This is a genomic window from Aeromonas sp. QDB56 (genome assembly GCF_027705505.1).
Lineage (GTDB): Bacteria > Pseudomonadota > Gammaproteobacteria > Enterobacterales > Aeromonadaceae > Aeromonas > Aeromonas caviae.
This window is the reverse complement of the sequence record NZ_JAPDBZ010000083.1, coordinates 1-17,572: the sequence shown is the minus strand read 5'-3', so window position 1 is coordinate 17,572 and position 17,572 is coordinate 1. Positions and strand designations below refer to the sequence as shown.

Genomic DNA, 17,572 nt, shown 5'->3' with positions numbered 1-17,572 from the left:
CACAGCCTTGCCCCCTCAACTCAAATCCAATTTATGAATAATCAGTCAAAAAAGTGCTTATCTGAACAGCATTGCCCGATAAACGGGGGCTTGTCATGTTGCGCTGTGGCTTAGAGCGCGGCGATCTCGGCCTGCTGGGCTTCCAGCTTGGTCAGCTGGAGACGGTAATCTTCCAGCTTCTCGCGCTCCTTGATGATGACCGCTTCCGGCGCCTTGGCGACGAAGGCTTCGTTGCCGAGCTTGCCTTCGATGCGGCCGCACTCGCCCACCAGACGGGCCACCTCTTTGGCCAGACGGGCCAGTTCGGCTTCCTTGTCGATGAGACCGGCCATCGGGATCATCAGCTCGGTGGCACCGATCAGCTTCTTCACCGACAGCGGGGCGGTTTCACCTGCGCCAAGCACGCGGATGGATTCCAGACGGGCCAGGGATTTGAGGAAGGCCTCGTTGCCCTGAGCGCGCTGGGCATCCTTGGCATCGCACTGGAGCAGCACGTTGAGGGGCACGCTCGGGGCCACGTTCATCTCGGCGCGGATGTTGCGGATGCTGACGATGAACTCCTTCACCCACTCCTGATCCGCCATCGCGGCTTCGTCCACCTTGGCGGCGTCGAATTCCGGGAAAGCCTGAATCATGATGGTGTCGGCGTGTACGCCAGCCAGCGGGGCGACCGATTTCCAGATGGTCTCGGTGATGAACGGGATGATCGGGTGAGCCAGGCGCAGCAGGGTCTCGAGGACGCTGACGAGGGTGTGGCGGGCAGCGCGCTGCTCGGCCTCGGAGCCCTTGGTCAGTACCGGCTTGGTCAGCTCCAGATACCAGTCACAGAACTGGTTCCAGATAAATTCGTACAACACGCCGGCCGCGATATCGAAGCGGTAGGTATCGAGGGCGGTACGGAAGTCACGGATGGCCACTTGCAGCTGGGACTGGATCCAGCGATCCGCCAGGCTGAACTGCATCTCGCCACCATTCCCTTGCGAAGAGAAGCCACAATCCTGATCTTCGGTGTTCATCAGCACATAGCGGGAGGCGTTCCACAGCTTGTTGCAGAAGTTGTTGTAGCCATCCAGGCGCTTCATGTCCCAGTTGATGTCACGACCGGTGGAGGCCAGCGCCGCCAGGGTGAAGCGCAGGGCGTCGGTGCCGTGGGCATTGATCCCTTCCGGGAACTGCTTGGCGGTGCGCTTGGCGATCTTCTCGGCCATCTGCGGCTGCATCATGTTGCCGGTGCGCTTCTCCAGCAGGTCTTCCAGGGAGATGCCGTCGATCATGTCGAGGGGGTCCAGCACGTTGCCCTTGGACTTGGACATCTTCTGGCCTTCTTCGTCACGGATGAGGCCGGTGATGTAGACGGTCTTGAACGGGACTTGCGGCTGGCCGTTCTCGTCCTTGATGAAGTGCATGGTCATCATGATCATCCGGGCAATCCAGAAGAAGATGATGTCGAAGCCGCTCATCAGCACGTCGGTCGGGTGGAAGGTCTTGAGTGCCTCGGTGTTGTTCGGCCAGCCCAGGGTGGAGAAGGTCCACAGGGCGGAGCTGAACCAGGTGTCGAGCACGTCTTCGTCCTGACGCAGCACGGTCACGGACGGGATGCTGTGCTTGGCGCGCACTTCCTCTTCGTTGCGGCCCACGTAGACGTTGCCGGCATCGTCATACCAGGCCGGGATGCGGTGACCCCACCACAGCTGACGGGAGACGCACCAGTCCTGAATGTCGCGCATCCAGGAGAAGTACATGTTTTCGTACTGCTTCGGCACGAACTGGATGCGGCCATCTTCCACCGCCTCGATGGCGGTCTTGGCCATGGGGGCCACGCGCACGTACCACTGGTCGGTCAGCATGGGCTCGATGGGCACGCCGCCGCGATCGCCGTAAGGCTGTTGCAGCACATGATCCTTGATCTCGGCCAGGAGGCCGAGCTCGTCCAGCTTGGCAACGATGGCCTTGCGGGCGGCGAAGCGCTCCATCCCGGCGAACTCGGTCGGCAGGGCGGCGTCATAGGCGGTGCTGGGGTTGCCATTGGTATCGACCACTTCGGCCTCGGCACGCACGTGAGCGTCCAGGGTGAAGATGTTGATCATCGGCAGGTTGTGGCGCTTGCCCACTTCGTTGTCGTTGAAGTCGTGTGCCGGGGTGATTTTCACGCAGCCGGTGCCCTTCTCCATGTCGGCGTGTTCGTCGGCAACGATGGGGATCAGACGGTTCACCAGCGGCAGCAGGATGTGCTGGCCGATCAGCGCCTTGTAGCGGGGGTCTTCCGGGTTCACGGCCACGGCGGTATCACCCAGCATGGTTTCCGGACGGGTGGTGGCGACGATCAGGTGATCCTGGCCTTCGGCGGTCTTGGCGCCGTTGGCCAGCGGGTAGCGAAGGTGCCACATGTGGCCCTTGATCTCGCGGTTTTCCACTTCCAGGTCGGAGATGGCGGTGTTGAGCTTGGGATCCCAGTTCACCAGACGCTTGCCGCGGTACATCAGGCCGTCTTCGTACAGGCGCACGAACACTTCCTGGACGGCGGCGGAGAGGCCCTCATCCATGGTGAAGCGCTCGCGCTCCCAATCCACGGAGTCACCCAGACGGCGCATCTGACGGGTGATGGTGCCACCGGACTCTTCCTTCCACTGCCAGATCTTGTCGATGAAGGCTTCCCGGCCGTAATCGTGGCGGGTCTTGCCCTCTTCTGCGGCGATCTTGCGCTCAACCACCATCTGGGTGGCGATACCGGCGTGGTCGGTACCCGCCTGCCACAGGGTGTTCTTGCCCTGCATGCGGTTGTAGCGGATCAGGGTGTCCATCAGGGTCTGCTGGAAGGCGTGACCCATGTGCAGGCTGCCGGTGACGTTCGGCGGCGGGATCATGATGCAGAAGGAGTCTTTGCTGGTGTCGCCGTGGGGCTTGAAGTAACCCTGGGCTTCCCAGTGCTGATAGAGCGCCTGTTCGATGGCGTTGTGATTAAAAGTCTTTTCCATGGTCTCGCCGTATTCTGGATGGATGGAGTCTGGTGTTGATTCGTCGTGGATCGAGGGTGGCACAGTCAGGGCTGCGCCGGATCCGGTGCGGCAAGGACGGGCTGATCCCTCATCTCGAGGGTATGGCCCGCCTGGCGATAGTGCTTGTAGCGCTCGCGGGCTTGCTGCTTTTGCGTTTCGTCAGTGGGGACAAAATCTACCACTTGAGCGAAGTGTCCTGCAAACAAAGGTGTCTGCCGGGCCAGGTTGATGAGGCAGGCATAGCGCCGCCGTGGCGGCTGATGGCCTATCTCCACCGGAGCCTGACCGCTCTCCCCCTGCAACTGGTGCGGCACGAAGCGATCGGGCGGCAACTGCCACAACAGCTCGTCCAGACGCAGGGCCTGGGCCTCGTCCTCGCACAGCAGATAGAGGTGGCCTGCGCTCCAGCCATCGGCCGCAAGTTGGCAGGCGAGGCGCTCGACGGCGGAGGCATCCGCATCATCGGGCTGGCTCATCAGGTAAAAGGTCACTTGGCTCATCAGGTCGGTCCCGTTTGGCTGTGACGGACAGCGATTGGCCGTCTTCGGGAGCCGCGTCTGGCACGGACTTCCCGGATTCTCTCAATGAAACAAGGAAGAGGCAGGCCTCTTCCTTGTGATACAGGGTAACGCCTTCTCGCATCGCTCTTCGAGTCGATGGGGAAGGGGATTACTCCTTGTCTTCGACGTCCGCCACGCCGGCCCGGTTGAGCAGGAACTGGGTCAGCAGGGGCACAGGACGGCCGGTGGAGCCCTTCTCCTTGCCGCTCTTCCAGGCGGTCCCTGCGATATCCAGGTGGGCCCAGTTGTACTTCTTGGTGAAGCGCGACAGGAAGGCGGCGGCGGTGATGGTACCGGCCGGACGGCCACCGATGTTGGCCATGTCCGCGAACGGGCTCTCCAGCTGCTCCTGATACTCGTCGAACAGGGGCAGGCGCCAGGCGCGATCGCCGGCCTGTTCGGAGGCGTTGAGCAGCTCGTGGGCCAGGGGGTTGTGGTTCGCCAAGAGGCCAGAGGTATGGTGGCCAAGGGCGATGATGCAGGCACCGGTCAGGGTCGCCACGTCGATCACGGTCTCGGGATCGTAGCGGTCCACATAGGTGAGGGCATCGCACAGCACCAGGCGGCCTTCGGCGTCGGTGTTGAGCACCTCGACGGTCTGGCCGGACATGGTAGTGAGGATGTCACCGGGGCGGTAGGCGTTGCCCCCCGGCATGTTCTCGCAGCCCGCCAGCACACCGATGACGTTGATGGGCAGCTGCAACTGGGCCAGGGCGTGCATGGTGCCGAGCACGGAGGCGGCGCCACCCATGTCGTACTTCATCTCGTCCATGCCGTCTGCCGGCTTGATGGAGATGCCGCCGGAGTCGAAGGTCAGCCCCTTGCCCACCAGCACGATGGGCTTGGCGTCGGCGTTGCCCTTGTATTCGATGATGGCCATCATGGCTTCGTTCTCGGAGCCGCGGGCCACCGCCAGGTAGGAGTTCATGCCGAGCTCGGCCATCTCCTGCTCCCCCACCACCCTGGTGGTGATGTTGTCATAGGCATCCGCCAGACGGCGGGCCTGGGAGGCGAGGTAGGCGGGATTGCAGACGTTGGGCGGCATGTTCGCCACGTCGCGGCAGATGCGCACCCCTTTCGCCACGGCCAGGCCGTGATTGATGGCGCGCTCGCCTATGGTCAGTTCCCGACGCGTCGGCACGTTGAAGACCAGCTTGCGCAGCGGACGACGTGGCTCGGCCTTGTTGGTCTTGAACTGATCGAAGCTGTAGAGGCCCGCCTTGGTGGTTTCCACCGCCTGACGCACCTTCCAGTAGGTATCCCGACCCTTGACGTGCAGCTCGGTCAGGAAGCAGACCGCTTCCATGGAGCCGGTTTCGTTCAGGGTGGTGATGGTCTTGTTGATGATCTGCTTGTACTGGCGCTCGTCGAGTTCGCGCTCCTTGCCGCACCCGACCAGCAGTACGCGCTCGCTGAGCACGCCCGGTACTTGATGCAGCAGCAGCATCTGGCCCGGTTTCCCTTCCAGGTCGCCACGGCGCAGCAGCGAGCTGAGGTAGCCGTCGCTGATCTTGTCCAGCTGTTCGGCAACCGGAGAGAGTCGGCGGGGCTCAAAAACGCCGACCACGACGCAGGCACTGCGTTGCTTCTCAGGACTGCCACTCTTTACACTGAACTCCATGGAATCTCCTACATCCTAAAGACAAAAGGCACCATTTATTGAATAATGCGGTGCTTGTTGGGGTATCAGAGGCGGAGCGAACAGTCACAGGCTCCGCAGTTCAAACTGGTAAAAATCCAATATAGGGCCCTATTTTTCAGGCATTCGACTAAAAACACAAGTTTACTTGGGAATGACTGTGATCGTTTTCCGATATTTGTTCAGGGAGACCCTGAAAACCCAGCTGGCGGTGCTGTTCGTGCTGCTGCTTATCTTCGTCAGCCAGCAATTTATCCAGATCATTGGCGATGCCGCCGATGGTGAGGTGCCGACGCGCCTGGTATCCACCCTCCTGCTGCTCAACCTGCCGAATATGGCGTTGTTGATGCTGCCTATCAGTCTGTTTTTAGCCATTCTGTTTGCTCACGGCCGTTTGTACGCTGAAAGCGAAATGACGGTGATGCACGCGGTGGGTTTCAGTCACCGTTTCATCATGGGCAGCGCCCTGGTGCTGGCCTTGCTGACCGCCGCCGTCGCGGCGTTCAATACCGGCTGGGTCGCCCCCCAGGCCAAGGAGCGGGAGTACCAGGTGATCGACGAGTTCAAGGCCGATCCCGGTATCTCTTTCCTGCAGGCCGGCCGCTTCATGGAGCTCGACAAGGGGCGCCTGGTGGCCTACATCCAGGATCTGAACGACAAGGGGTCGGAGTTGCAGAAAATCTTCGTGCTGCAACGGGCCGAGGGGGGCTCACCCCCGTCAGTGGTGGTGGCCAACGAGGGGCAGGTGACCGCCGACAGCAACGGCTTGCAGTGGCTGACCCTGAAGGATGGCTCGCGCTACGAGGGGCATTTCACCGGCAAGCAGTTCCAGGTATCGGAGTTCCGTGAATACAGCCTGGTGATCCGCCAGCAGGAGATGGAGCGATCCAACCGCAAGGCGGCGGCCAAGCCGACCCTGGCATTGCTTGGCACCCAGGACAATCAGCTGATGGCCGAATTGCAGTGGCGCCTGTCGCTGCCCCTCTCCATCCTGGTGCTCACCTTCCTGGTGGTGCCGATGGCGCGGGTCAATCCCCGTCAGGGGCGTTACGCCAAGCTGCTGCCGGCCATCCTGCTCTATCTCTCCTATTTCCTGCTGCTCAGCGCCGCCCGGTCGGCCATCGACAGCGGGCGTCTGCCCCACTGGCCCGGGATGTTCCTGGTGCCCCTGGTCTATCTGCTTCTGATAGGGTTGCCTCTCAACCTGCAGGGCACCAGCTGGTGGAACGGGGTCAAAGGGCAATTGTTCAAGAGAAAGTCAGCATGATGCTGCAACCTGGGAGTCTCTGCTGATGTTCGGCATTCTCGATAGATACATAGGCAGGGTCATCTTCATGTCGATCCTGCTGTGCGAGCTGACCCTGGTCGGGCTGGCCGCGCTCATCAAGTACGTGGAGCAGTTGAAGGCGGTCGGGGAAGGCAACTACGACATGCTCAACGCCCTCTACTACGTGCTGCTCTCCATGCCCAAGGAGGCGGTGCTCTTCTTCCCCCTGGCGGCCCTGCTCGGTGGCCTCATCGGTCTGGGCCAGCTCGCGACCAGCTCCGAGCTGGTGGTGATGCAGGCGGCGGGACGTTCCAAGATCAGCATCGTCATGGCGGCGCTCAAGACCGCCATTCCCCTGATGTTGCTGGTGGGGATGATGGGAGAGTACGTCGCACCGGCCGCCAAGCGGATGGCGGATGACATCAAGGCGGGGGCCATGTCGGAAGGGCGGCTTACGGTCTCGGCCTACGGGGTCTGGGCACGGGATGGCAACAACTTCGTCAACATCAACGGGGTGCGCAACGATGGCGCCCTGACCGGCATCACCCTCTACCGCTTCACTCCGTCCCGCAACCTGATCGACGTGGTGCAGGCGAAGGAGGGGGTGTTCGAGGATCACCACTGGCTGCTGAAACAGGTGCACATCACCCGGTTTGACGATCCCACCCGGATCCAGGACGAAGAGCATGCCCAGATGGCCTGGCAATCCGAGCTGACCCCCAAGCAGCTCGGGGTGGTCAGCATCGATCCCGAGAACCTGCCCATCTCGGGGCTGCGGGACTACATCGGTTATCTGGATGCCAACAAGCAGGATGCCGGACGCTACAAGCTGGAGATGTGGCGCAAGCTGCTCTCACCGCTCTCCGTAGTGGCCATGATACTGCTCGCCTCCTCCTTCATCTTCGGCCCGCTGCGCTCGGTGAGCATGGGGGCGCGGATGCTGATGGGGATCATGACCGGCTTCGCCGTCTATGTGAGCGACAGGGTGTTCGGCCCGGTCAGCCTGGTCTATGCGGTCCCGCCCATCCTCGCGACCATCGCACCCAGCCTGCTGTTTGGCGGCATCTCCTTCTATATCCTGAGCCGCAAGCAGTAGCGGCCTGAAGGACGGCGGGCTGCTGACAAAAGGCGGCCATTGCTCTCGATGCACCGTTTCCGTCAAGGTTCTGGGCTGCAAGCCGTCAGTTCTGGTCAACAAAAAGGGCACCTCGGGGTGCCCTTTTTCGTTGCCGTCTTGGGATCAGCGATTGAGCTGCTCCAGGTTTTCCGTCTTGCCAAGCACCACCACCTCGCACTCGGCCCAGATGTCCTGGAAGGCGCGGGGGCGGGCGCGATTGAACACACACAGCAGGTTGCCCAGGCCAAAGGCCGAGGTAGCGAGCCGGATCAGGGCCTGGGTGACGCGAATGTTGCTGCCGTCCAGGTTCTGGATGCGCAGGCGCCAGGCCCGCATGCCGATGGTCTGGCCGGCGCGGACCCAGAACCAGGTGTAGAAACCGCAGATGACGAAGGCCAGCCAGGCGCTGTAGAGGGGGCTGGTGAGCAGCCAGGCGGCATCCTTGCCCTCGGGGACGTGCGCCATGCCGGTGGCCAGCAGCAGGTGGGCCACCCCCATGCCGATGAAGCCGGCGATGATCAGCAGGGCAATCACCACCAGATAGTCATAGAGCAGGGCGCCGAGACGGCGCAGCAGACCGGCAGACGGATGCCGGGGAGCAGGCTGGAGAGGGGAGGGGGTCTTGCGCTTGGCCATGATGATTATTCCATTAATATGATGCGGGCATTCTATGTAACTGGCTTGGCATCGGCAAGGCGTTGAATAAATGAGCAAACAACGGTGGGCACAAGAAAAACACCTTGCATGGCCAAGCGCCATTCGTATAATCCCTCGCAGCTGCCCGGGTGGCGAAATCGGTAGACGCAGCGGATTCAAAATCCGCCGTAGCAATACGTGTCGGTTCGAGTCCGACCCCGGGCACCATTATTTTCCCCTGTTTGGTCAACAGGTTATAGCGCTCAAGAGCGCTCCTGCTCAAAGTTTCTGCGGTTGATAACACTCATTCATGTGCAAATCTGTGCAAGAGGTTTCAACCAATGGCAAGTATCCAAGTTCTCACTCGAAAAACCGGCAAGTCCTATCGCGTTCAGTTCATGCGTAACGGCAACCGTGTATCCAAAGTTTTTACCCGCAAAAAAGACGCAGAGCAGTTCCTGGCTCAGATCACCGTATCTGACGAGCTGGCAGATGCCTTAACCAACGTCACCCTCACTAGCACCACCATTCAACAAGCTATTCATGAGTACCTTGAACAACACAAGGGACGAGACAAGTCTGTACCCCAGCGTCTGGGCTGGTGGGTTGAACATCTTGGCGACAAGACGTTGAACAAGGTCAACCGCCAGCGGATCAAGAATGCTATCTCTATTCTGGAGGCGGAAGGGAAGGCCCCTGCGACCCTTAACCGCTACAAAGCAGCGTTGTCAGCGGTTTTTGCGTACATGTGCGATAGGTATGACCTCAAGGTAAATCCTTGCCTGGAAGTGAAGCAGAAGCGGGAAGACAATGCTCGCACACGCTTTTTGTCGGCAGATGAACTGGCTCGATTGATGAAGGCCACCAAGTTGAGCAAGTGGGAGCGACTTCATATGCTGGTTCATATGGCGTTGACCACTGGAGCACGGAGGGGCGAGCTGATCGGCCTCAAGTGGTCAGACATCAATTTCAACACGCGAACTGCTCACTTGGCGGTTACCAAGAATGGTAGTCAGAGGGTTCTGTCTCTGACTGCTGACTTGCTTACTGAGCTCTCCCAGTTTCGTGAGATTGGTGCCAGCTTTGTTTTCCCTCACCCTTCTGGCCTCAATCGACCGTTTACCGAGTTTGACTACCACTGGCAGGCTGCGAAGAAAGCTGCGTTGCTCTCTGATTTCCATTTTCACGACCTTCGACATAGCTGTGCCAGCTTGTTGGCGATGAATGGTGCCAGCATTCTGGAGATCGCAGAGGTGTTAGGGAAAGTAAGTTCCGGGTTGTTACCAACAGGAACTTTGTTGATGTCTTCTCGAGCACCTATTGGTTATCTTGCTATCACTCAAATGCCAGTAGCAGTGAATCAGGGCTATATCGCCATGCCGCTCGGAGGGCAATTGCCCCCACTATATATGCTGTTTTGGTGTCGTCTTAACATGGAGATGATTAAGAGTCACGCCAACGGTTCTACTTTCATGGAGATTAGCAAGAAGGCATTCCGTCCTCTACCCGCTCTGGTGCCATCCACAGAAGTCATCGTTGAGTTCATGAGAATTGCCGAGCCTTTGTTTGCTCGTTTGGTAGAAAATCAAAAGCAAGCCCAAACCCTCGCCACCCTGCGCGATACCCTGCTACCCCGCCTGATCTCCGGTCAACTGCGCTTACCGGATGCCGAACAACAACTCAAGGACCTCGCTGTATGACGGCCGCTGTTGTAAACGCCACTGCCTTTACCAATGAACACTTCCCGCGCCTGTTGGCTCAGCTCAAGACGATGGGCGACAGAGCCCACTTCGACAGCGAACAAAGCGAGCTCTATCGCAAGTTTATCGAGCAGTTCCCGCTCGACTCGTTGCCTAACCTGACCCTTGAGGAGTACTGCGTAGGCAAGGGGGATGGCAACTCGTTCTGTTGGTGGATTGAGCGTGGCCTGCAGCCCGTGCTGGCCCGCTATATGCCCGGTACGTCCCGTGGTCACCTGCTCTACTTCCAGAAAGATGGCACCGTCTACAAGCACCAGCGCTTGGCTGAGTTAAGCGATGAAGAGGCGCTGCGTTACACCCTCAAGGTGCAGCATTGTGTGGCGGCCGCCGACCCTGATGGCGACCTGAGCTGGATTGATAACGACGACTTGCTCTATCAAAAGGCAGGAGTTGAACCACGTGTCACCATGGGGCACGGGCGCAAGCTGCGGCTGGTTACCTGCTATCACCCTAAGCGGATGCTGCCCATCTCGTCGTGTGAGCATCTTGGGCACTTTCTGACGGTGTTGGGGTGGCCGAAGGAGGATATCCCCGCCAAGCACCAGCCGATGGCGCGTATGCAGCGCCTGATGCGCTATTACGACCTGGCCCGCCAGTCGCAGCCTGAATTGACCCCATATGGCTTTATGTTGGGTCTGTATGACGAGTCGTTGGGATTGGCCCCGCCAAAGGCAGACAAGGACGACAGCGGGAGTGATGATGAGGATGACACCATGAGCGAAGCAAACGACAACCCGGTGATGCCCAAGGCCAACGTGCCGTTGAACCAGATCCTCTTCGGCCCGCCTGGTACCGGCAAGACCTACCACACCATCAATAAGGCGTTGGCTATTCTCGACCCCGAGTGTCTGGCACAACACGACGATGATGTGAGCCCAGAGGCCCGCAAGGCGCTTAAAGCGCGCTTTGATGAGCTGGTAAAGGAGGGGCGTATCGACTTTGTGACCTTCCACCAGAGCTTCAGTTATGAAGACTTTGTGGAGGGGATCCGTGCCGAGAGTGATGGAGACAGCGGTCAACTGACTTATGACGTGGTTGATGGCGTCTTTAAGCGCATGTGTGACGCGGTGGCCGCCAAAGTCACGCGCAGCGACAGCCATGAGGCGATGACGCTGGAGGGGCGCCGGGTCTGGAAGATGTCGCTTGGCAATACCAAAGGGGATGATGCCCACATCTTTGATGATTGCATTGAGGAGGGGGTGATCCGTCTGGGGTATGGTAGCGAACATGATTACAGCAAGTGCAATAACCGTGAACAGGTGCAGGCGCTGCTGGAGCAATCGCTTGGCAAGATTGACAACGCATATGACTACAACGTTACCAGCGTGCTGACCTTGGTCACCCGCATGAAACGGGGCGATTTGGTCGTAGTCACCGACGGTAATCTCAAGTTCCGAGCCATTGGCGAAATCATTGGAGACTACCAATGCAAGCCGCACCCCGAGTACGGCAAGAGTTACGCTCAGGTTCGCCCTGTCAAGTGGCTGTGCCAGTTCACCCCATCTTTACCTAGTAGCGAGCTGATCAACGGCCGCTTTAGCCAGATGACGCTCTATGAATTGAAGGCTCCGACCTTGATCCCGGAGAAGCTGCTTGCTCTGGTCAATGCCACAGCATCACAAGCTGGGTCGCAGAGTGAACCTGGCGTCACGCCATCAAACAAACGCGTATTGATCATCGACGAGATCAACCGGGGCAATGTTTCGCGTATCTTCGGTGAGCTGATCACCCTGATAGAACCCAGCAAGCGGGCTGGGGCAAGTGAGGCGCTGACCACTACTCTGCCTTACTCCAAGCGCCCCTTTAGCGTACCGGACAACCTCTACCTTATCGGCACCATGAACACCGCTGACCGCTCCTTGGCCGGACTCGATATCGCGCTGCGTCGCCGCTTTGTGTTTGAAGAGATGCCGCCCAGGGCCGAGCTGCTTAATGGTGTGGTCATCGAGGAAGAGGGGCACAAGGTAGACGTAGGCCGCTTGCTGCACACGCTGAACCAGCGCATCGAGGTGCTGTTGGACCGCGACCATTGCCTCGGTCATGCCTACTTTATGCCGCTCAAAGCGACTGCAAAGCCAACCTTGGCGCAGTTGGGATACATCTTCCAGCATCAGATCCTGCCGCTATTGCAGGAGTACTTCTTTGAGGACTGGCAGCGCATCGCCTGGGTGCTCAATGATCATCGCAAGAGCAGCGCTGAGGCGATGTTCCTCAAGCCTCCCCAACTCGATATCAAGACCCTGCTTGGCGATATAGCCGTTGGGGGGCAGCGCCAACGTTGGTGCATCAATGAGAAGGCATTTACGCGTATTGAGGCCTATGCCTTGACCATCGAGGGTGACAAGGGGGCGCAGTGAAGGCTCCCATCACGGTTCGTGAGTATGGTCGGTTAACCGTTAGAGATAACACTGTTGATATGCTGGCGCTTGCCCATATAGACCGGGTTGATTTCGATTGGGTATGTCAATTGAGCCAGCGCTACAAGGTAAGCCATGCACCCGCTCTTGCGCAGGTGGAAGATAGCCGGACCTTGCAACTGGACAACTACGTGGGGGTGATAGAGACCCCCACCGGGCAGGTGATCGAGATCCTGCCCAAGACCGCCAATGAGGATGACCCACTCGAGGATGGTCGTGAGTTGATCCGCCGGATGCTGGAGCGAGCCCTGGACCTGCCACCCCGTGAAACGGCGGAGGCGTCGCTGGAACGCTTTGATATGCCGCTCAACGAGTGGGTTATCGCGCGCTTTCTGGCCGAGCTCGATCAGCTGGTCAAACGCGGCGTGCGCAGTGACTATCAGCGTCTTGAGGCGACCGAGCCGTTCTTGCGTGGTCAGCTGGATGTCGCCCGGCAGATGCGCCAGCCACCGGGCCGGGGCCACCACTTTGCGTTACGTTACGACCTCTTCTTGCCCGACCGGGCCGAGAACCGGCTGCTCAAGCGGGCGCTGGAGACCGTCGCCAATGCGACTCAGCACCCGGACAACTGGCGGTTGGCACAGGAGCTACGCCACTTGCTGGTGGATGTGCCTGCCAGCCGCGATGTGGAAGGGGATTTCAGACTGTGGCGACATGACCGCTTGATGGCTCACTATCAAGGGGCTCGGCCGTGGTGTGAGCTCATCCTCTATGGAAGGTGCGAATAAGTCATATGGCACAAGAGCATTTACTGGTAACCCATTGATATTAAATGACTAAAATTTTCATTTTTTGTTCGTGGGATACTTGTTCGCACTTTCCCTATCGTGCCATGCCGAGTGCCCTTAATGGTGAGTGGCGCGGCATCAGCCTGCTGTTCCCCATGGAGAAGCTGTTCGAGCGCTATGTAGAGTCGTGCCTGCGTGAGCAGCTGTTGCCCGATGCCAACCTCAAGGCCCAGGTGGCCAGTCAGTACCTTTGCACCCAGCAAGGCAAGCAGATGTTCCGGTTACAGCCGGACCTCTTGTTGCAGCACGGCAACAAGCGTTGGGTGATGGATGTGAAGTGGAAGCGGCTCGATAGCAGCGACCGTGACGGCAAGTACGGCATCAGCCAGGGTGACCTCTACCAACTGTTTGCCTATGGCCACAAGTACCTGACCGAGCAAGATGATGGTCATCTGGTATTGATTTATCCATCATGGAGCCAGCTCAAAGTTCCACTCGAACCTTTTTGTTATGATGCCCGCCTGACGTTGTGGGTCTTGCCGTTTGACTTGGCTGCCAGTTCGTCCCACCGGCTGATATTGCCTTGCCAGCCGGGGGCGGATTCTGCGTGCGAACTGCGCTTGCCACTGAGGCCCACCGAGCCCGCCTGACGGGCGTTTCTCCCTGTTGATGAGTGATGGTGCATGACCGAAGATCAGTTGGAACAAGAGGTGCTGGGGTGGTTGGCCGAGGTGGGCTATCGCGTGGTGTGTGGCTACGACGTTGCCCCCGATTCTGATAACCCGTGGCGTGCGAACTTCAATCAGGTGCTGTTGCTCGACCAGTTGAGAGGCGCGATAGCACGTCTCAATCCGTCTGTGCCGATGGTAGCGCGTGAAGACGCGCTGGCGCAGGTGGTCAATCTCGATACCCCGGCGCAACTGTCGGCCAACCGGGCGTTTCACCGCCTGCTGGTGAATGGGGTGCCAGTCCAGTACCAGCGGGATGGCGAGACGGTGGGGGACTTTGTCCGCCTCGTTGACTTCGAGGACCCTACCGCCAACGAGTGGCTGGCCATCAATCAGTTCACCATCAAGGGGCCCAAACACACTCGACGCCCAGACATCATCCTCTTCGTCAACGGGTTGCCGCTGGTTGTGCTGGAGCTCAAGAACCCGGCCGATGTGCATGCCGACATCTGGAAGGCATTCGACCAACTGCAGACCTACAAGGAGCAGATCCCCGACCTGTTCCAGTACAACGAGATCATGATTGCCTCCGATGGTAGCGAGGCGCGGATGGGATCGCTGTCTGCGGATGCCGAACGCTTTATGCAGTGGCGCACGGTGGATGGGGTCAACCTCGACCCCTACGGCGAGTTTGGCGAGCTGGAGACCATGGTGCGCGGCATTCTGGCCCCGGCCATGTTGCTCGATTACCTGCGCTTCTTCGTGCTGTTTGAAGACGATGGCCGGTTGGTCAAGAAGATCGCCGGTTACCATCAGTTCCATGCGGTGCGCGCGGCGATCACCCAGGTGGTGGCGGCGTCGCGCCCCGGTGGTAGCCATAAGGGCGGGGTGGTGTGGCATACCCAGGGCAGCGGCAAGAGCATCACCATGACCTGCTTTGCGGCGCGGGTGATGCGCGAGGCGGCGATGGAGAACCCGACCATCGTGGTGATTACCGACCGTAATGACCTTGATGGCCAGCTGTTCGGGGTCTTCTCACTCTCGCAAGATTTGATCCGCGAGCAGCCGGTGCAGGTGGAGACCCGCGGCGATCTGCGCAGCAAGCTGGCCAACCGCCCCTCCGGCGGCATTGTGTTTGCCACCATCCAGAAGTTTATGCCCGGCGCGGATGAAGACACCTTCCCGGTGCTGAGCGAGCGCGCCAACATCGTGGTGATTGCCGATGAGGCGCACCGCACCCAGTACGGTTTCAGCGCCTCACTCAAATTGCCCAACCAGATTGCCGAGGGCGCGGCGCGCTATCAGGTCGGCTATGCCCAACACTTGCGCGACGCATTGCCCAACGCGACGTTTGTGGCCTTTACCGGCACCCCAGTATCGAGCGAAGACCGGGATACCCGCGCGGTGTTTGGTGACTACATCCACGTCTATGACATGCAGCAGGCCAAGGAAGATGGCGCGACGGTGGCGATCTATTACGAGTCGCGCCTCGCCAAGTTGTCGCTCAAGGCCGACGAACTGACCCACCTCGATGACGAGGTAGATGAGCTGGCCGAGGATGAGGAAGAGGGTGAGCAGGCCAAGCTGAAGTCACGCTGGGCCGCCTTGGAGAAGGTGGTAGGCAGCAAGCCCAGGATCGAGCGGGTGGCTGCCGATCTGGTGGCCCACTTTGAAGAGCGCAATCAGGCACAGCATGGCAAGGCGATGATGGTGGCCATGAGCCGCGAGATCTGCGTGCACATGTATGATGCCGTGGTAGCCTTGCGCCCCGACTGGCATGACCCGGACCCCGACAAGGGGGCCATCAAGATCGTGATGACCGGCAGCGCCTCTGACAAGGCGTTGCTGCGCCCCCATATTCATCCAGCCTTGGTCAAGAAACGGCTGGAGAAGCGGTTCAAAGACCCGAGTGACCCGCTCAAGCTGGTCATCGTGCGTGATATGTGGCTGACCGGCTTCGATGCGCCCTGCGTGCATACCCTCTATGTGGACAAGCCGATGAAGGGCCACAACCTGATGCAGGCGATTGCACGGGTGAACCGGGTGTTCAAGGACAAGCAAGGCGGGCTGGTGGTCGATTACATCGGGATCGCCAACGAGCTCAAGAGCGCCATCAAGGAGTACACCGCCAGCAAAGGACGGGGCAAGCCGACCGTCGATGCCCATGAGGCCTACGCGGTGTTGGAGGAGAAACTCGATATCCTGCGCGCCCTGCTGCATGGCTTTGATTACAGCGACTACCTCACCGGGGGCCACAAGCTGCTCGCCGGGGCCGCCAACTTTATTCTTGGCCTTGAGGATGGCAAGAAGCGCTTTGCCGATAACGCGCTGGCGATGAGCAAGGCATTCACCCTCTGCTGCACCCTCGACGAGGCTAAGGCAGTGCGGGAAGAAGTGGCCTTCTTGCAAGCGGTCAAGGTGATGCTGACCAAGAAAGAGGTCACCCGGAAGAAGAAAACGGACGAAGAGCGCGACCTGGCTATTCGCCAGATCATCGGCAATGCCGTGGTATCGGGTGATGTGGTCGATGTGTTTGAAGCGGTCGGTCTCGACAAGCCCAACATCGGCCTACTCGATGATGAGTTTCTAGCCGAGGTACGCAACCTGCCGGAGCGCAATCTCGCCGTGGAGCTGCTCGAGCGACTGCTGGAGGGGGAGATCAAGTCGAAGTTCGCGACCAACCTCTCCCAGGAGAAGAAGTTCTCGGAGATGCTGACCAAGGTGATCGCACGCTATCAGAACCGTTCCATCGAAACCGCGCAGGTGATCGAGGAGCTGATCGACATGGCCAAGAAGTTTGCCGCCGTAAGCAAGCGGGGGCAGGCCTTAGGCCTTAACGATGACGAGCTCGCCTTCTATGATGCCTTGGCCAACAACGAGGCGTCGGTGCGTGAGCTGGGGGACGAGATACTGGCCAAGATAGCCCATGAGCTGACAGCCAACCTGCGCCGTAGCGTGACCGTGGATTGGAGCAGCCGCGAAAGCGTGCGCGCCAAACTGCGGCTGATGGTCAAGCGCATCCTGCGCAAGTACAAGTACCCGCCAGACCAGCAGGAAGAAGCTGCCCAGCTGGTACTGGCACAGGCAGAGAGCTTGTGTGAGGTTTGGTGTTGAGGTGGTTAATGGACGAAAAAAAGGGCTCGCTCAAAAAGGCACAGAAAAGCATGTCACATCGGGATAAATGGTAATGAAACAGGGTTTTGTCTTACCCAATAGAATCCATGATATCGGTTCTTTGGTGGTTTATACCAAGCAACTCAGCCCACAACCCTCGATTAACGATCTCTGGATGGCTTATCTTGAGCGCATTCCTGAAGACTGCACAAATGACGAAATTGATGCCCTTCAGTCATGGTTTTATCAAGAGGTTGAAGACCGGTGCTATGAGCTCCTGCTCTTGTAGCTCTTTGCTCGACTACAGTGGGGAATTACTTAGTTTTGCTGGTCGTAGGCATGTGATTTCGGTGGGTAAAAATGTGCAAAATGTGCAAACCCACCTCACTCACAGCAAACTGGAGATAACCAAAACCCACTTGATTCAAGGCATTACGACTCGTACTATCCTTGTGAAACCGTAGAATCAGGATTCAAAATCCGCCGTAGCAATACGTGTCGGTTCGAGTCCGACCCCGGGCACCATCAGATTCCATGACAAAAGGCCATCCTCGCGGATGGCCTTATGTTTTTCCGGGCGGTGCGAAGAGGTGGTAAGCGCCGTTAAATCGACGTACTTGCCCTAACGGTATTGCGCCACTTTTTTTGAAATCGGCTCCAACGCCACATT

At 59.1% G+C, this 17,572-nt stretch carries 12 protein-coding genes and 1 tRNA gene; 9 read left to right on the top strand and 4 right to left on the bottom strand.

All coding sequences use genetic code 11. From position 1 onward, the window contains the following. Nucleotides 1-110: 110 nt before the first annotated feature. From OKB81_RS13535 to pepA, 3 genes are all read right to left on the bottom strand, one after another. Nucleotides 111-2,975, bottom strand: a complete 2,865-nt coding sequence (locus OKB81_RS13535) for a valine--tRNA ligase (protein ID WP_160839304.1) — start codon at nucleotides 2,973-2,975, stop codon at nucleotides 111-113. A 65-nt stretch (nucleotides 2,976-3,040) separates the two neighbouring features. After that, nucleotides 3,041-3,496, bottom strand: coding sequence for a DNA polymerase III subunit chi (locus OKB81_RS13530; RefSeq protein WP_010672959.1), 456 nt, complete (start codon nucleotides 3,494-3,496; stop codon nucleotides 3,041-3,043). 169 nt (nucleotides 3,497-3,665) lie between these two features. Beyond that, on the bottom strand, nucleotides 3,666-5,177 hold the full coding sequence (pepA, locus tag OKB81_RS13525) for a leucyl aminopeptidase (RefSeq protein ID WP_010672960.1): 1,512 nt from the start codon (nucleotides 5,175-5,177) through the stop codon (nucleotides 3,666-3,668). Nucleotides 5,178-5,349: 172 nt separating this feature from the next. Between pepA and lptF the strand changes: the two genes are divergently transcribed. Together lptF and lptG are read left to right on the top strand one after the other, a co-directional pair. Continuing rightward, complete coding sequence (gene lptF, locus OKB81_RS13520) at nucleotides 5,350-6,462, top strand: LPS export ABC transporter permease LptF (protein ID WP_029313726.1); 1,113 nt, start codon at nucleotides 5,350-5,352, stop codon at nucleotides 6,460-6,462. Between the two features lie 25 nt (nucleotides 6,463-6,487). Continuing rightward, nucleotides 6,488-7,558, top strand: coding sequence for an LPS export ABC transporter permease LptG (gene lptG / locus OKB81_RS13515; protein WP_160839302.1), 1,071 nt, complete (start codon nucleotides 6,488-6,490; stop codon nucleotides 7,556-7,558). Between the two features lie 144 nt (nucleotides 7,559-7,702). On the opposite strand, the gene OKB81_RS13510 is transcribed toward lptG, so the two are convergent. Next, the gene (locus tag OKB81_RS13510) at nucleotides 7,703-8,215 is read right to left on the bottom strand and encodes an RDD family protein (protein ID WP_010672963.1); all 513 of its coding nucleotides are present in this window, start codon (nucleotides 8,213-8,215) and stop codon (nucleotides 7,703-7,705) included. A 143-nt stretch (nucleotides 8,216-8,358) separates the two neighbouring features. Here OKB81_RS13510 and OKB81_RS13505 point away from each other — a divergent pair. The 7 genes from OKB81_RS13505 to OKB81_RS13475 all read left to right on the top strand — a co-directional run bounded on the left by OKB81_RS13505 (nucleotide 8,359) and on the right by OKB81_RS13475 (nucleotide 17,191). Further along, nucleotides 8,359-8,443 (top strand) — tRNA-Leu (locus OKB81_RS13505). Between the two features lie 113 nt (nucleotides 8,444-8,556). Next, nucleotides 8,557-9,915 (top strand): tyrosine-type recombinase/integrase, encoded by a 1,359-nt coding sequence (locus tag OKB81_RS13500; RefSeq protein ID WP_270805273.1) that lies wholly within the window; start codon nucleotides 8,557-8,559, stop codon nucleotides 9,913-9,915. Then, nucleotides 9,912-12,332, top strand: a complete 2,421-nt coding sequence (locus OKB81_RS13495; RefSeq protein ID WP_270805272.1) for an AAA family ATPase — start codon at nucleotides 9,912-9,914, stop codon at nucleotides 12,330-12,332. Before OKB81_RS13500 ends, OKB81_RS13495 begins: the two co-directional genes overlap by 4 nt. Before the next feature lie 110 nt (nucleotides 12,333-12,442). After that, nucleotides 12,443-13,120 (top strand): 5-methylcytosine restriction system specificity protein McrC, encoded by a 678-nt coding sequence (locus tag OKB81_RS13490; RefSeq protein ID WP_270805271.1) that lies wholly within the window; start codon nucleotides 12,443-12,445, stop codon nucleotides 13,118-13,120. A 104-nt stretch (nucleotides 13,121-13,224) separates the two neighbouring features. Continuing rightward, nucleotides 13,225-13,770 (top strand): 5-methylcytosine restriction system specificity protein McrC, encoded by a 546-nt coding sequence (locus OKB81_RS13485; protein ID WP_270805270.1) that lies wholly within the window; start codon nucleotides 13,225-13,227, stop codon nucleotides 13,768-13,770. Between the two features lie 33 nt (nucleotides 13,771-13,803). Next, nucleotides 13,804-16,902 (top strand): type I restriction endonuclease subunit R, encoded by a 3,099-nt coding sequence (locus OKB81_RS13480; RefSeq protein ID WP_270805269.1) that lies wholly within the window; start codon nucleotides 13,804-13,806, stop codon nucleotides 16,900-16,902. 73 nt (nucleotides 16,903-16,975) lie between these two features. Then, entirely contained in the window at nucleotides 16,976-17,191 is a 216-nt protein-coding gene (locus OKB81_RS13475; protein WP_201995733.1) for a hypothetical protein, read from the top strand. Nucleotides 17,192-17,572 lie beyond the last annotated feature (381 nt).

What these genes read in the sequence shown, in the direction of transcription:
- OKB81_RS13535 (WP_160839304.1), bottom strand. Translation starts at nt 2,975, where the DNA reads ATGGAAAAGACTTTTAATCACAACGCCATCGAACAGGCGCTCTATCAG.
- OKB81_RS13530 (WP_010672959.1), bottom strand. Translation starts at nt 3,496, where the DNA reads ATGAGCCAAGTGACCTTTTACCTGATGAGCCAGCCCGATGATGCGGAT.
- pepA (WP_010672960.1), bottom strand. Translation starts at nt 5,177, where the DNA reads ATGGAGTTCAGTGTAAAGAGTGGCAGTCCTGAGAAGCAACGCAGTGCC.
- lptF (WP_029313726.1), top strand. Translation starts at nt 5,350, where the DNA reads ATGACTGTGATCGTTTTCCGATATTTGTTCAGGGAGACCCTGAAAACC.
- lptG (WP_160839302.1), top strand. Translation starts at nt 6,488, where the DNA reads ATGTTCGGCATTCTCGATAGATACATAGGCAGGGTCATCTTCATGTCG.
- OKB81_RS13510 (WP_010672963.1), bottom strand. Translation starts at nt 8,215, where the DNA reads ATGGCCAAGCGCAAGACCCCCTCCCCTCTCCAGCCTGCTCCCCGGCAT.
- OKB81_RS13500 (WP_270805273.1), top strand. Translation starts at nt 8,557, where the DNA reads ATGGCAAGTATCCAAGTTCTCACTCGAAAAACCGGCAAGTCCTATCGC.
- OKB81_RS13495 (WP_270805272.1), top strand. Translation starts at nt 9,912, where the DNA reads ATGACGGCCGCTGTTGTAAACGCCACTGCCTTTACCAATGAACACTTC.
- OKB81_RS13485 (WP_270805270.1), top strand. Translation starts at nt 13,225, where the DNA reads ATGCCGAGTGCCCTTAATGGTGAGTGGCGCGGCATCAGCCTGCTGTTC.
- OKB81_RS13480 (WP_270805269.1), top strand. Translation starts at nt 13,804, where the DNA reads ATGACCGAAGATCAGTTGGAACAAGAGGTGCTGGGGTGGTTGGCCGAG.
- OKB81_RS13475 (WP_201995733.1), top strand. Translation starts at nt 16,976, where the DNA reads ATGAAACAGGGTTTTGTCTTACCCAATAGAATCCATGATATCGGTTCT.